Raw genomic sequence first — 13,494 nt, 5'->3', positions numbered from 1 at the left:
GAACTGTCGTGATCGTCGCGCTGATCGTCGCCTGCGAGGTCGGCTTCTGGGTGCTGCTGGCGGCCGGACTGGCCGCACGCTACCTGCTGCGGATGCCACGCACCGGCGCCGCGCTGCTGCTGTGCGAACCGCTGCTGGAGGTCGTCCTGCTGGTCGCCACCGTGACCGACCTCCGGGGCGGAGCCGAGCCGAGCTGGCGGCACGGCCTCGCCGCGCTGTACATCGGCTACACCGTCGGCCACGGCCACCGCACCGTGAAGTGGCTGGACGGCCACGCCGCACACCGCCTCGCCGGCGCGCCGCGCCCGGCCGGACCGCCGCGCCACGGCATGGCCCGCGCCCGGTACGAGGGCCGCCTGTGGCTGGGCACCCTGGTGGCCGGCTGCGTGGCGACCGTCCTGCTGTACGCCGCCATCCTGTACGTCGACGACCCGAGCCGCGTCGGACCGCTGCAGAGCTGGATGGGCGCCGCCTGGCGCGCGGTCGGCATCCACGGCCTGATCGCCCTGTCCTACGCGATCTGGCCCAGGAAGCGCCCGACCCCCGAGTCCGACCGGTCCACGGGAAAGCCGGCCGACGAACGCACGGGGATGCCCCGCTAGCGTTCCCCGCCCGGTACCCGCAGCGCGTCGTCGGCCTGCTTGTCGGCCGTTCTGGTGAGGATGCTGTGTCTTCCGGGGGCGACCTCCGGGCGCCCGGCAGGGGCGGGGCGCTGTGTCGGTCAGCGTTCCCCGCCCGGCACCCACAGCACGTCGCCGACCTCCTTGTTCGCCGTCCTGGCCAGGATGAACAGGAGGTCGGACAGGCGGTTCAGATACGTCGCCGTCAGGGCGTTCATCGTCTCGCCGTGCAGCTCCAGCGCCGCCCACGTCGAGCGCTCGGCGCGCCGTACGACCGTGCAGGCGTGGTGCAGGAGCGCCGCGCCCGGCGTGCCGCCCGGGAGGATGAAGGAGCGCAGCTTGTCCAGGTCCGCCAGGAACCGGTCGCAGTCCGCCTCCAGCTTGTCCACGTACGACTGCTCCACCCGCAGCGGCGGGTACTTCGGGTCCTCGACGACCGGAGTCGACAGGTCGGCGCCCACGTCGAACAGGTCGTTCTGCACACGGACGAGGACCTTCACGACCTCCTCGGGAAGGCTGCCCAGCGCGATGGCCGTGCCGATGACGGCGTTGGCCTCGTTGGCGTCGGCGTACGCCGCGATCCGCAGGTCCGTCTTGGCCGTACGGCTCATGTCGCCGAGCGCCGTCGTGCCCTTGTCGCCGGTGCGGGTGTAGATGCGTGTCAGGTTGACCATGCGGTCAGCCTAGCCACGCCTCCTCACGCTCCGGCCTTCCGGAAGACACGCGTGCCCACCGTCACAGCCAGCACCATGAACGCCACGGCGACCAGCACCCCGTACAGCATGTCCGCGTTCGCGTACTCGCCGACGTACGCCGACCTGACCGCCTCCACCAGGTAGCGGAACGGCATGAAGTGCGACAGGACGTCCAGCCAGGCCGGCGCGAGCGCCATCGGCAGCATCAGCCCGGACAGCAGCATCGACGGCATGGTCACCGCGTTGATGACCGGCCCGAACTCCTGCGGGGTGGAGAGCTTCAGGGCCAGGGCGTACGACAGCGAGCCGAGCGCCACCGTGAGCACGGCGACGAACGCGAAGCCGATCAGAATGCCGGTGACCGGTGCCCGCAGCCCCATCGCCACGGCCGCCAGCACCAGAAGCACCGACTGGATGACGAAGACCACCGCGTCCCGCAGCACCCGGCCCAGCAGCAGCGCCAGGGGGCTGACCGGGGTGACCCGCATCCGCTCGACGACCCCCCACTGGTTCTCGATGATGATCGCGAAGCCCGCGAACGCCGCGCCGAACAGGCCCAGCTGGAGCAGCAACCCCGGGACGAGGACCTGCCAGGAGTCGCCGCGCGACCCGAGCGGGAGTTCCGTCAGCAGCGGGCCGAAGAACAGCAGGTACAGCAGGGGCATCAGCATGCCGAAGAGGATTTGGAAGCGTGAGCGCACCGTCTGCCGGGCGCAGCGCCCGAAGATCAGCGCCGTGTCGCGGATCAGCATGGGGACTCCTCAGATCGCTACGGGTGTCGGGTCGGCCGGGACGGGGCGGCCGGTGATGGCGAGGAACGCCTCCTGGAGCGAGGCGGTGACCGACCCCGTGTACTGCTCCTTCAGCGCGGCTGCGGTGCCCTGCGCGACGATCGTGCCCCCGTCGACCACGACGAGCCGGTCGGACAGTGCGTCGGCCTCGTCGAGGTAGTGGGTGGTGAGGAACACCGTCATGCCGTAGGTGTCGCGCAGCCGCCGCACCAGCTCCCACAGGTCGGCGCGGCTGCCCGGGTCGAGGCCGGTCGTCGGCTCGTCGAGGAACAGCACCCGAGGCTGGTGCGTGAGCCCCATCGCGATGTCCAGCCGACGCCGCTGCCCGCCCGAGAGCGCCCCGCACGGGCGGTCGAGCAGTTCGGTGAGGTCCAGGTCGCCGGCCAGTTCCACGGCACGTCGGGCCGCTTCGCCCTTGCTCAGCCGGTAGAGCCGGCCCTGGGTGACGAGCTCCTCGCGTACCGAGAGGCTCAGGTCGACGCCGCCCGACTGGGCCACGTAGCCGATCGCGGTGCGTACGCCGCCCGGGTCGGACACCAGGTCGTGCCCGGCCACCGTGGCGGAGCCGCCGGTGGGCGGGAGGAGCGTGGTGAGCATCCGGAGGGTGGTGGTCTTGCCGGCGCCGTTGGGGCCGAGGAAACCGAGGATCTCCCCCGCCTCCACGGTCAGGTCGATCCCGCGGACGGCCTCGACGGGGCCGTTGCGGGTGCGGAAGGTGTGGGCCAGTCCGGCCGTACGGATGATTGCCGTTGACATGCCCCCCAGAAAAGCAGAACCGACTAGAAATTTGCAACGACACCAACTTTTCAACGGGCCCCAGGATGCCTACGATGGGGGCATGGCAGAGGGGCTCAGGGAGCGGAAGAAGCGGCAGACCAGACAGCACATCTCGGACGTGGCCACCGATCTGTTCCTGGAGCGCGGCTTCGACGCCGTCACGATGGCCGAGATCGCCAGGGTCGCCGACGTCTCGGTCAACACCGTCTACAACTACTTCCCGGCCAAGGAGGACCTGTTCCTCGACCGGGGCGAGGGGCTCGTCGACCGCGTGTCCCGATGGGTGCGCGGCCGCCGCGGGGGCGAGTCCGCCGCCGATGCCGTCCTGCGCGAACTGCGCGAAGCCGTCGAGACCCTCTCGCACACCGTGGGGCTCTTCGAGGGGTACGCCACGTTCATGCGCGTCGTCCTCGAGGCCCACACCCTGCGCTCACGGCTCTGGCAGATCCGGCAGGAGGCGCTGCTGGACCTGGAGCGCACCATGCGGGACGAGGTCGGCGCCGAGGACGGCGACCACGTCCCCGCACTCGTGGCCGGACAGCTCGACTGGCTGCACAGCACCGTCATGGGCTGGATCTCCGCCGAGATGATGAAGCACCGCGACCCCCGCGAGGTCTCCCGCGAGGCCCTCGTCCTCCTTGACGAGATGGAGGAGTTGCTGGGCGAGCGGGTCCTCTCCTACGCGGTGCGCGCCGGCTGACCCCTCACCGGGCGGCCCGCATCGGTGTGATGTCCGTCATCCGAGACGTGACGCGCATCTCTTCACCGCCACAGCACCCCTCCCGGGCAGTAACCTCCCGCCGAAGAGCTGAAAAGTGAACGGGTGTTAAGGGGATAGATCGTGGCGAAGAAGCTCGCCGTCATCGGTGCCGGACTCATGGGATCCGGCATCGCGCAGGTCTCGGCCCAGGCGGGCTGGGACGTCGTGCTGCGCGACGTCACCGACGCGGCCCTCACGCGCGGCACGGACGGCATCAAGGCGTCGTACGACAAGTTCGTCTCCAAGGGCAAGCTCGACGCCGCCGACGCCGAGGCCGCCCTGGCCCGCATCACCGCCACCACCGACCTCGACGCCGCCGCCGACGCCGACATCGTCGTCGAGGCCGTCTTCGAGAAGCTCGAGGTGAAGCACGAGATCTTCCGCGCCCTCGACAAGCTCGTCAAGGACGACGCCGTCCTCGCCTCCAACACCTCCGCCATCCCGATCACCAAGATCGCGGCCGTCACGGAGCGCCCCGAGCGGGTCGTCGGTACGCACTTCTTCTCGCCCGTCCCGATGATGCAGCTGTGCGAACTCGTCCGCGGCTACAAGACCAGCGACGAAACCCTCGCCACCGCCCGTGAGTTCGCCGAGTCCGTCGGCAAGACCTGCATCGTCGTCAACCGCGACGTCGCCGGCTTCGTCACCACCCGGCTCATCTCCGCGCTCGTCGTCGAGGCCACCAAGCTGTACGAGTCCGGCGTGGCCTCCGCCGAGGACATCGACATCGCCTGCAAGCTGGGGTTCGGGCACGCCATGGGCCCGCTCGCCACCGCGGACCTGACCGGCGTCGACATCCTGCTGCACGCCACCAGCAACATCTATACGGAGTCCCAGGACGAGAAGTTCGCCCCGCCGGAGCTGATGCGCCGGATGGTGGACGCGGGTGACATCGGCCGCAAGAGTGGGCAGGGCTTCTACAAGCACTGATCCTCCACGGCCAGACCGCCGTCACCCCATGGGGTGAATTTGGTATCGGTTCGCTTACAACGCGCAACTGGGCCGTCGATGCGGCAGTCAGTTGTTGCAACGGAAAGACGTGACGGAGAAGCACTCTCGGGGAGCGCATATGCACATCAGGGGCGACCACACCGAGCTGGTCGTCGGGGGCCGCCTCGATGTCCGCAGCGCGGCGGACGCCCGTACGGTCCTGCACTCGGCCGTCGACGACGGAGCCGGCGACCTGGTGCTCGACCTGACCGGCCTCGACTCCTGGGACGCCACCGGGCTCGGGGTCATCATGGGCGCGCACCGGCGGGCCGGCCGCTGCGGCCGCCGGCTCGTCCTGCGCGGCGTACCGCCGCAGATGCAGCGCCTGCTGGTGGCGACCCGGCTGCACCGCATCCTCGCCATCGAGGGCGGACTGGCCGCTGAATCGTTGCCCCGCGTCTGACCGTCCGGCCGTCGGCGGCCCGCACGGGCCGCCGGCACCGCCGGCCGGGCACCACGCGGGAGCCGGAAAGGCGTCCGACAGGGGTCCGGGCCGAGGCCTCGGGCGGGGCCCCGGGCGGGGGCCCGGGCGGGGGCAAAACACCCCACGCGAACCCCAGGCGCCCAATCCTCATAAGACCGTGACGTCTTGGGCGACCGGCACCCCGGCTGTTCCGGGATACTGAGCGAACGTCTAGGGTCGGGGCGTCTGCCCATCGACCGACCCACACGGCGGGCACCGGACCAGAAGCGACCCAAGCGTGCAGATCGGCCGGGAGGGGCTTCGCCGCACCACGCTTTTGGGGGCTTTCACCATGGACCCTGTGAACCAGCGGCCGGACGACAACGGCCACGACACCTCCGCCGACGACGGCCGCGCGTCCGGCGCCGCCTCCGGCCGCCCGCGCGGGTCCCGCGACGACCTCCCGCCCGCACTCGGGCCCGGTGCCAAGGCCCCCGCACGCACCGCCCAGCTGGTCTCCGGCGACTTCCTCCTCACCGTCAACCCCGTCGACGGCAGCGAGATCGAGGCCTGCCCGCCCGGCCGCCGGCCGGAACCGCCGACCCGTCACACCCGTGCCGAGCGCGCCGAACTGGCCCGCGCCGCCACCCCACCCGTCCCGGCCGGACCCGCCGCGACCGCGCCGCGCCTCCTCGAACGCCAGGAGCAGCGCGAGCGCCTCGTACGGCTGCTCTCGCGCGGCCGCTCCGTACGCCTCACCGGCTCCTCGGGCTCCGGGCGCACCAGCCTCCTCGACGTCGTCGCCAAGGACTGCGCCGACCTCGCGCCCGACGGCGTGATACGCCTCTCCGGCCACCGCCGCACCCCCACCGAGGTCCTGTACGACCTGTTCGCCACCGTCCACCGGTCCCCGGGGCACCGGCCGGACCGCGCCGGGCTGCTCGCCCGCGTCCGCGAGATCGGCGCCGTCGTCCTCCTCGACGACCTGGAGTTCGGCGGCGCGGCCCTCGACGAACTGCTCGACGCCGCACCCGAGTGCGCCTTCCTGCTCGCCGCCACGGCCGACGTGCCCGCGCCCTCCGCCCGAGCGGCCGTCGAAGAGGTCTTCCTCACCGGCCTCGACCGCAGCACCACCCTCGAACTCCTCGAGAACGCCATCGGCCGCGCCCTCACCGACGAGGAGGCCAACTGGGCCGGCGACCTCTGGTTCGAGTCCGAGGGCCTGCCCCTGCGCTTCGTCCAGGCCGCCGCCCTGCTGCGGCAGCGCGACGCCCTGCGGACGCCGCCGGCCGACCCCGCCGACGACGGCGACGACAGCGTCTTCACCGACGCCCGCGACGTGCCCCTGCCCGGCCTCGGCGAGGCCGCCGCGCCCGCCGCGCTGCTCGCCTCCCGGCTCTCCGAGTCCGCCCGCGAGACCCTGCGCTTCGCCGTCGCCCTCGGCGGCGAGGTCCCGCACCAGGCGCACCTGCCCGCCCTCGTCGGCGACACCCACGCCGACGCGGCCCTCGGCGAACTGGCCGGCTGCGGACTGCTCACCCCGGTCGGCGCCCGCTACCGGCTGGCCTCCGGCATCGCCGAGCAGCTCCAGGAGCGCGGCTACGCCGAGGGCGCCGTCGGCCGCGCCCACACCGCCGCCCAGCACTACGCCTGGTGGGCCGGCCACCCGTCGGTCGCGCCCGAGCGGGTCGCCGCCGAGGCCGACGCCGTGCTGGCCGCGCTCACCGTGCTCGTACCGAGCCAGGAGGCAGGCCACGCCAGCGCCGCCGTCCTCCTCGCCCGCAGCGCGGCGCCCGCCCTCGCGGCCGGACTCCACTGGGCGGCCTGGGAGCGGGCACTGCGCGCCGGCGCCGAGGCGGCCCGCAACGCCGGCGAGGTCGCCGAAGAGGCGTACTTCCACCACGAGCTGGGCGTCCTCGCCCTGTGCGCCGGCAACCTCGACCGGGCCCGCGCCGAGCTGGAGGCGTCCATCGGCATGCGCGGCGCCCTAGCCGACAAGCGCGGCACGGTCGCCGGGCGCAGGGCGCTCGCCCTCGTGGCCGACCGGGAGCGCGGGCCGCTCGCCGGCGGGCGCACCGCCGCGGGCGAGGAGGTCCCGGCGGCCCGGTACGAGGAGTCCGCCTCGCCCCTGGGCGGCGCGTCCGCCGGGGGCCGCCTGCGCGGCGCCGGCGTGTCCGTCGACCACGCCCTGGCGGCCAAGGCGCACGGCACCGGGATGCGCGGCGACGTGGGACTGAGCGAGGCCGCCGCCACCGGGCTCGCCGCCGCCCACGGCTCGGCCCCGGGCGGCCACCGCACGGGCCGCGTCGACGGGACGCCCACCGCGGTGGCGGCCGTCACACCCGAGGACGGGGCCGCCGGTACGTGGCGCTCCACGGTCCGCCGTACGTTCCTCACCGGCGCCCGGCGCAACGTCGTCGCCGCGGGCGCGGGCGCGCTCCTCGCGGCCGTCCTCGGCACGGTCGTCACCCTGGGGGCCACCTCGGGCGACGACCCGGGCACCAGCGGCAACAACAAGGTCGGCACCGACCACTCGGCCGGCGTGGACGGCTCCACCGGCGGGCTGGACGCCGATGAGCCGGGCCAGGACTCCACCGACGACCCGGGCTCCGGCGACACCGGCGGCACGGGCGAGACGGGCGACCGGCCCAGCTCCTCCGCCCAGCCGGGTACCACGGGCACGTCCAGCGACGCGTCGACGCCCGGCGCCGACCCGACCACCACGGACGGCAGCACCCCGCCCGGCACCACGTCGCCGACGACGACCGGCGGCACGACCACGTCGCCGACCACGGGCGGCAGCACCATCTCGCCGACGACCGGCGGCTCGTCGTCGCCCACCACGGGCGGCAGCAGCTCCCCGACCACCGGCGGCTCGTCGTCGCCCACGACCGGCGGTACCACGTCGCCGACCACGGGCGGCACGACCAGCGGATCCGACAGCGGGGGCACCGACACCACCGGCGGCTCCGACTCGGGCGGCACCACCACGTCGGGCGGCACCACCACCTCCGGCGGCGACGGGGGCGGGACCAGCGGCGGGAGCACCGACGCGGGCACCACCACCAGCGGCAGCACGTCGCCCACGGCCAGCGCCCCGGCCTCCAGCGGCGACCCGAGCCCCACCGGCACGGCCGCCTGACGCGTACCCGACGCCGACACGCCGCGGCCCCGGGAGGCGGAGCCACCCGGGGCCGTACGGTTCTTCGGCCTGCGGTCAGAACAGGCGCAGCTTGTCGTCCTCGATGCCCCGCAGCGCGTCGTAGTCCAGCACCACACACCCGATGCCGCGGTCCGTGGCCAGGACCCGCGCCTGCGGCTTGATCTCCTGCGCCGCGAAGACGCCCTTCACCGGCGCGAGATGCGGGTCCCGGTTCAGCAGCTCCAGGTAGCGGGTCAGCTGCTCGACGCCGTCGATCTCGCCCCGCCGCTTGATCTCCACCGCGACCGTGCCGCCGTCCGCGTCCCGGCACAGGATGTCCACGGGGCCGATCGCGGTCGGGTACTCGCGGCGGATCAGCGTGTATCCCTCGCCCAGTGTCTCGATACGGTCGGCGAGCAGCTCCTGGAGGTGCGCTTCCACGCCGTCCTTGATCAGACCCGGGTCGACACCCAGCTCGTGCGACGAGTCGTGGAGGATCTCCTCCATCGTGATGATCAATTTCTCGCCCGCCTTGTTCACGACGGTCCACACGCTCTCGGACTCGCCGTCGCCCTCCTTCAGGGTGCACGGCGGGGACATCCAGTTGAGGGGTTTGTACGCCCGGTCGTCGGCGTGGATCGAGACGCTGCCGTCTGCCTTGACCAGGATCAGACGGGGGGCGGAGGGCAGGTGGGCGGTGAGCCGGCCCGCGTAGTCCACGGAGCAGCGGGCGATGACGAGACGCATGGTCGGCAACGCTACTCGACGCATACGCTTCCGCGCGATTCGGCGCTAAACGCCCCTGGTTCCTTGGCCTGTTGTGTCCCAATCTCCTGGTGCGGTCCGGACAGCGCGCCTAACGTGGAAGCGGGAGGTTGTCGCTCGTGCACTCTGCGTGTCGTACGGGGGCTCCTCCTTCCCTGCCCGTAAGACCCCGCTCCCCGCGGGGTCGCGAGAGGAGAACCCATGTCGCTCGACGTCTCACCGGCTCTGTTGGAACAGGCCGAGCGAGGCGAGGTCGACGAAGCCGCCTTCGTCGACTGCGTCCGGACCTCCCTGCCCTTCGCATGGGAGATGATCAGTTCTCTGGTGGCCCAGCTCAAGGTGGACGGTGGTGCGTTCGCCGACAACCAGACGCCTCCGCCGGACGAGCACGCGCGCGGTCAGCTGCTGCGCGCCCTCGCCAGTGACGCCATCCGCGGTGCGCTGCAGCGGCACTTCGGGGTGCGTCTGGCCTTCCAGAACTGCCACCGTGTCGCGGTGTTCCCCCTGGACCCCGCGGCCGACGAGCCGCTGGCCCGCTTCACGTCCGTCCGGGCCCAGCTGCTGAACCAGTCGCCCGAGCTGCGCGACTGCTGACGCCGCGTGTTGCCGCTCCGCATCGCGGGAGGTGCGACTGGTGCAGGGGCGGCAGCAACCTGGTCCGGGCGGTCCCCGTACCGGTCAGACGAGGAGCGGCAGGACCTCCTCGCCCAGCCGGCGCACGTTCTCCTCCGTCGCCGCCACCTGGCCCGACCCCTCGACCATCAGCGCGAACCGCCGGATGCCCGTACGCTCCGCAGTCGCCGCGAGCCGGTCCGCCGCCAGCCGGGGCGTACCGACCGGATGCAGTCGGCACAGCAGCTCCGTATAGGCCAGCGGATCGCGCATCGCCCGGTGCCGTCCGTCCACCGTGACATGGGCGTCCAGACCCCGCTTCAGCCAGCCGGGCATCGCCTTGAGCAGCGTCTCCGCCGCGTCCGCCGTGTGGTCGGCGATCTGGGCGACCCCCGCCGACAGATGCCGCTCCCCGATCCGGGCCACCTCGTCCGGGCCGTGCCCGGCCGCCAGCGCCTCCCTGCGCCACAGGGCGACCATCTCCGCCTTGTCCTCGTCCCCGCAGTGCATGCCGAGCATCATCGGCAGCCCCCGCGCCGCGGCCAGCCGCACGCTCTTCGGCGACGTACAGGCCAGGATCGTCTCCGGCGCCGACTCCCCGTCGATGAGGTCGTCGGGGCGCGGTACGACGGCGACCTCACGGAACCGGTGCCGCGCGCCGTCCGCCGCGACGCGCGGCTCGCGCAGCCAGCGCAGCAGCAGGTCCAGCGCCTCCGGGAACCCCTTCTCGTACGCCTCCAGGCCCGCGCCGAACACCTCCAGGTCGACCCATGGACCACCGCGGCCGACCCCCAGGCTGAATCTGCCGCCCGAGGTCAGGTGCAGCAGCGCCGCCTGCTCGCCCAGCGCGACCGGGTGCCCGGTCGGCAGCACACTGACCGCCGTACCCACCCGGATCCGGCGCGTACGGCCCAGCAGCAGCGCCGCCAGCGTGATCGCCGACGGACACACCCCGTACGGCACGAAGTGGTGCTCGGCCAGCCAGACCGAGTCCAGTCCGCACTCCTCGGCGACCTCCGCCGAGCGCACCGCCCGGTACAGCGTCTCGCCATGACCTTGCCCGGGAAACTGGGCCGACAGGACAAACGTTCCCACGCGCATCGCCTTATGCCTCCTTGACCGGCCGACGCGGCTCCCCTCACGGGCAACAACGCCTGACACGTGCCAAAGGCAACGGCCCCGCGGGAAGTTCTTGCGATTTTCCGCTAACCGCCCCCGGCGGCGCGCTCCATCACCCTTCGGGGCGTACGGGCGGCACGGCCACGGCCCTTAGGCTGGACGGGAAGACGTCCACGTCCCGCCCCTGTGAGGTGTTCCGTGTCACCGCGCCGCAACCGGCCCCAGAAGAGGGGCGGAGAGAATCCCACCGGGGCCGGCGGCGGTGACGGCGACCGGTACGGCGGCTTCCAGCGGACGGAGACCTGGCAGGGCGAGGACTGGGCCGTGCGGAACGTGGCCGGGGCGAGCGCGGCCGGTAAACGGTACCGCTGCCCGGGCTGCGACCAGGAGATCCCCTCGGGCGTCGCCCATGTGGTGGCCTGGCCCGAGTACGGCGGCGTGGACGACCGGCGCCACTGGCACAAGGCGTGCTGGAACGCGAAGGACCGCCGCACCACCCGGGTGCAGCGGTCCCGCAACGCCCCGCGCCACTGACGCGGGCAGGCGCCACGGCCCCGGTGCGCCCTCAGTGCTGCGACGCGTGGCCGGCAGTTTCTCCGCCGGTTCTGCCTGTTCTCCGCGTGACGGCGGGGAGATGATCCATGTCGAACGGTCGGCGACGGGGACCGTCACTGACGCCGCCGAGGGGGACGACGACGTCCGGACGGCGGGACACCCAGGTCATCTTCCGCATCACAGACGGAGCGCCCGTGACGATTTCTCACCTCTACGACATCGATGCCATACGGGCGCAGTTTCCCGCGCTCAAGGCCGGGTCCGCCCACTTCGACGGGCCGGGGGGCACCCAGATACCCCAGTCCGTGATCGATGCGATGGTGGACGCGCTGTCGGACCCCCTGTGCAACCGCGGGGACAGCACGGCCGGCGAACGCAATGCCGAGTCCATCGTCGTGGAGGCCCGCCGGGCCATGGGCGACTTCCTCGGCGCCGACCCGCGGGGCGTCGTCTTCGGCCGTAGCTCCACCCAGCTCCTCTACGACCACGCCCGCACCCTGGCCAAGACGTGGAGCCCGGGCGACGAGGTCGTGGTCACGCGCCTCGACCACGAGGGCAACATCAGGTCCTGGATCCAGGCGGCGGAGGCCGCCGGGGTCACGGTCCGCTGGGCGGACTTCGACGCCGCCACCGGCGAGCTCACGCCCGACCACATCGCCGCGGTCCTCTCCGACCGCACCCGCCTGGTCGCCGTCACCGCCGCGTCCAACCTGATCGGCACCCGCCCCGACGTGGCCGCGATCTCCCGCCTGGTCCACGACGCGGGCGCCCTGCTGCACGTCGACGCCGCCCAGCTCAGCGCGCACGCGCTCGTCGACTTCGACGCGCTCGGCGCGGACTCCCTCAGCTGCTCCGCCTACAAGTTCCTCGGACCGCACCTCGGGATCCTCGCGGGCCGCCCCGATCTGCTGGAGACGCTCCGCCCCGACAAGCTGCTCGCCTCGACCGACTCCGTACCGGAGCGTTTCGAACTCGGCATCCTGCCGTACGGGGTGCTGGCGGGCGTGCGGGCCACCGTCGACTTCTGGGCCGGGCTCGGGGCGCTGCGCGAGGGCGAGGCCCCCCGGCGTGACCGGCTCGCGTCCGCGCTGTCCGCCGTCGAGGACCACGAGGACCGGCTGCGGCTGTACCTCGAACGGGGTCTGGCGGCGTTCGACGCCGTGACGGTGCACTCCCGGGCCGCCTCGCGCACCCCCACCCTGCTGCTCACCTTCGAGGGCCACGACCCCCGCGAGGTGCACCGCCACCTCGCCGCCCGCGGCGTGGACACCGGCTTCGGGACCTTCTACTCGGCCGACGCGGCCCGGCACCTCGGGCTCGGGGAAGAGGGCGGGGTGCGCGTGGGGCTGGCGCCCTACACCTCCGAGGAGGACGTCGACCGTCTGCTCGAGGGGATCGAGGACTTCCTCGCCGTGGGGACCCGCGCCCGGCGGACGCCGGCCGTGCGCCTGTGATGCCCGGCGTGCGGCAGAAGAGCCGTCACGCCGTTGCCGAACGAACGGAACCTGTGATGACCGAGATCCAGCTGGACGATGAATGGATTCGCCGTTTCACCCCCGGGCCCGCCGGGAGCACACCACTGGTGTGTTTTCCGCACGCCGGGGGTTCGGCGAGTTATTTCCGTCCTTTTGCCCAGGAGTTGAAGGACCGCAATCAGGTACTCGCGGTGCAGTATCCCGGTCGGCAGGACAGAATGCACCACCGGTGCCTCAACCGCATTGACGAATTCGCCGATGCCGCATTCACCGCGCTGGAACCGCTTCTGAAGGAACCCGTGGCATTCTTCGGGCACAGCATGGGGGCGGTTATCGCGTTCGAAGTGGCGCACCGTATGCGGGAACGGCTCGGGACGGCGCCGGTGACGCTGTTCGTCTCGGGCCGGCGCGCGCCGTCCAAGGACCGTCAGTCCACGATCCACCTGCTCGACGACGACGGTCTGGTGGAGGTGCTGCGCAGTTCCAGCGGCACCGACGCGCGCATCCTGGAGGACAAGGACGTGCTGCGCATGATCCTGCCGCCGCTGCGCGCCGACTACACCGCCGTCGAGACCTGGCGGGACGACCCGTCCCGTCCGATTCTCGACTGCCCCGTCGTCACGCTCTTCGGGGAGGACGACGAGACGGTCACCTCCGAGGAGGCCGCGGCCTGGGTCGACCACACGACGGGTCCCTTCACGCTGGAGGCCTTCGAGGGCGGTCACTTCTACCTCGCGGACCGGTTCGGCGCCGTCGCCGACACGGTGGCACACGCCCTGAACGGCTAGCC

The 13,494-nt window shown here is 72.6% G+C and carries 14 protein-coding genes; 9 read left to right on the top strand and 5 right to left on the bottom strand.

All coding sequences use genetic code 11. The features are described from left to right. Window positions 1-8 precede the first annotated feature (8 nt). On the top strand, window positions 9-602 hold the full coding sequence (locus ABEB09_RS09460; protein WP_345689040.1) for a hypothetical protein: 594 nt from the start codon (window positions 9-11) through the stop codon (window positions 600-602). A gap of 119 nt (window positions 603-721) precedes the next feature. Here the strand turns inward: ABEB09_RS09460 and ABEB09_RS09455 are convergent, their stop codons facing one another. From ABEB09_RS09455 to ABEB09_RS09445, 3 genes are read right to left on the bottom strand one after another with little or no spacing between them, the layout of a single operon-like run. Continuing rightward, a complete protein-coding gene (locus ABEB09_RS09455; protein WP_345689038.1) occupies window positions 722-1,294 on the bottom strand; it encodes a cob(I)yrinic acid a,c-diamide adenosyltransferase in 573 nt (190 codons plus the stop codon). A gap of 23 nt (window positions 1,295-1,317) precedes the next feature. Then, window positions 1,318-2,067: an ABC transporter permease gene (locus tag ABEB09_RS09450; RefSeq protein ID WP_345689036.1), complete on the bottom strand. Its 750-nt coding sequence runs from the start codon at window positions 2,065-2,067 to the stop codon at window positions 1,318-1,320. Between the two features lie 9 nt (window positions 2,068-2,076). Next, window positions 2,077-2,862, bottom strand: a complete 786-nt coding sequence (locus ABEB09_RS09445) for an ABC transporter ATP-binding protein (protein WP_345689034.1) — start codon at window positions 2,860-2,862, stop codon at window positions 2,077-2,079. 82 nt (window positions 2,863-2,944) lie between these two features. Here ABEB09_RS09445 and ABEB09_RS09440 point away from each other — a divergent pair, with 82 nt between their 5' ends. From ABEB09_RS09440 to ABEB09_RS09425, 4 genes are all read left to right on the top strand, one after another. Continuing rightward, window positions 2,945-3,583, top strand: coding sequence for a TetR/AcrR family transcriptional regulator (locus ABEB09_RS09440; RefSeq protein ID WP_345689032.1), 639 nt, complete (start codon window positions 2,945-2,947; stop codon window positions 3,581-3,583). Between the two features lie 141 nt (window positions 3,584-3,724). Then, on the top strand, window positions 3,725-4,573 hold the full coding sequence (locus tag ABEB09_RS09435) for a 3-hydroxyacyl-CoA dehydrogenase family protein (RefSeq protein ID WP_345689030.1): 849 nt from the start codon (window positions 3,725-3,727) through the stop codon (window positions 4,571-4,573). A gap of 139 nt (window positions 4,574-4,712) precedes the next feature. Continuing rightward, complete coding sequence (locus tag ABEB09_RS09430) at window positions 4,713-5,036, top strand: STAS domain-containing protein (RefSeq protein WP_149181181.1); 324 nt, start codon at window positions 4,713-4,715, stop codon at window positions 5,034-5,036. Between the two features lie 352 nt (window positions 5,037-5,388). Beyond that, window positions 5,389-8,178, top strand: coding sequence for an ATP-binding protein (locus tag ABEB09_RS09425; RefSeq protein ID WP_345689026.1), 2,790 nt, complete (start codon window positions 5,389-5,391; stop codon window positions 8,176-8,178). 75 nt (window positions 8,179-8,253) lie between these two features. Here the strand turns inward: ABEB09_RS09425 and nucS are convergent, their stop codons facing one another. Next, a complete protein-coding gene (gene nucS, locus ABEB09_RS09420) occupies window positions 8,254-8,925 on the bottom strand; it encodes an endonuclease NucS (protein ID WP_345689024.1) in 672 nt (223 codons plus the stop codon). A gap of 219 nt (window positions 8,926-9,144) precedes the next feature. Here nucS and ABEB09_RS09415 point away from each other — a divergent pair, with 219 nt between their 5' ends. Further along, complete coding sequence (locus ABEB09_RS09415) at window positions 9,145-9,537, top strand: SCO5389 family protein (RefSeq protein WP_345689022.1); 393 nt, start codon at window positions 9,145-9,147, stop codon at window positions 9,535-9,537. An 84-nt stretch (window positions 9,538-9,621) separates the two neighbouring features. On the opposite strand, the gene ABEB09_RS09410 is transcribed toward ABEB09_RS09415, so the two are convergent. After that, on the bottom strand, window positions 9,622-10,656 hold the full coding sequence (locus tag ABEB09_RS09410; RefSeq protein WP_345689020.1) for an LLM class flavin-dependent oxidoreductase: 1,035 nt from the start codon (window positions 10,654-10,656) through the stop codon (window positions 9,622-9,624). Between the two features lie 216 nt (window positions 10,657-10,872). Here ABEB09_RS09410 and ABEB09_RS09405 point away from each other — a divergent pair, with 216 nt between their 5' ends. The 3 genes from ABEB09_RS09405 (at window position 10,873) to ABEB09_RS09395 (ending at window position 13,492) form a co-directional block, all read left to right on the top strand. Continuing rightward, window positions 10,873-11,208 (top strand): ATP/GTP-binding protein, encoded by a 336-nt coding sequence (locus ABEB09_RS09405; protein ID WP_345689018.1) that lies wholly within the window; start codon window positions 10,873-10,875, stop codon window positions 11,206-11,208. Window positions 11,209-11,423: 215 nt separating this feature from the next. Beyond that, a complete protein-coding gene (locus ABEB09_RS09400; protein WP_345689016.1) occupies window positions 11,424-12,683 on the top strand; it encodes a cysteine desulfurase-like protein in 1,260 nt (419 codons plus the stop codon). Between the two features lie 56 nt (window positions 12,684-12,739). Then, window positions 12,740-13,492, top strand: coding sequence for a thioesterase II family protein (locus ABEB09_RS09395; protein WP_345689014.1), 753 nt, complete (start codon window positions 12,740-12,742; stop codon window positions 13,490-13,492). The last annotated feature ends 2 nt before the right edge of the window (window positions 13,493-13,494 follow it).

Source organism: Streptomyces coeruleoprunus (assembly GCF_039542925.1).
In the GTDB taxonomy this organism is placed as follows: Bacteria; Actinomycetota; Actinomycetes; order Streptomycetales; family Streptomycetaceae; genus Streptomyces; species Streptomyces coeruleoprunus.
Note: the sequence above shows the minus strand (reverse complement) of the source record. Positions and strands in the feature narration are given on the sequence as shown.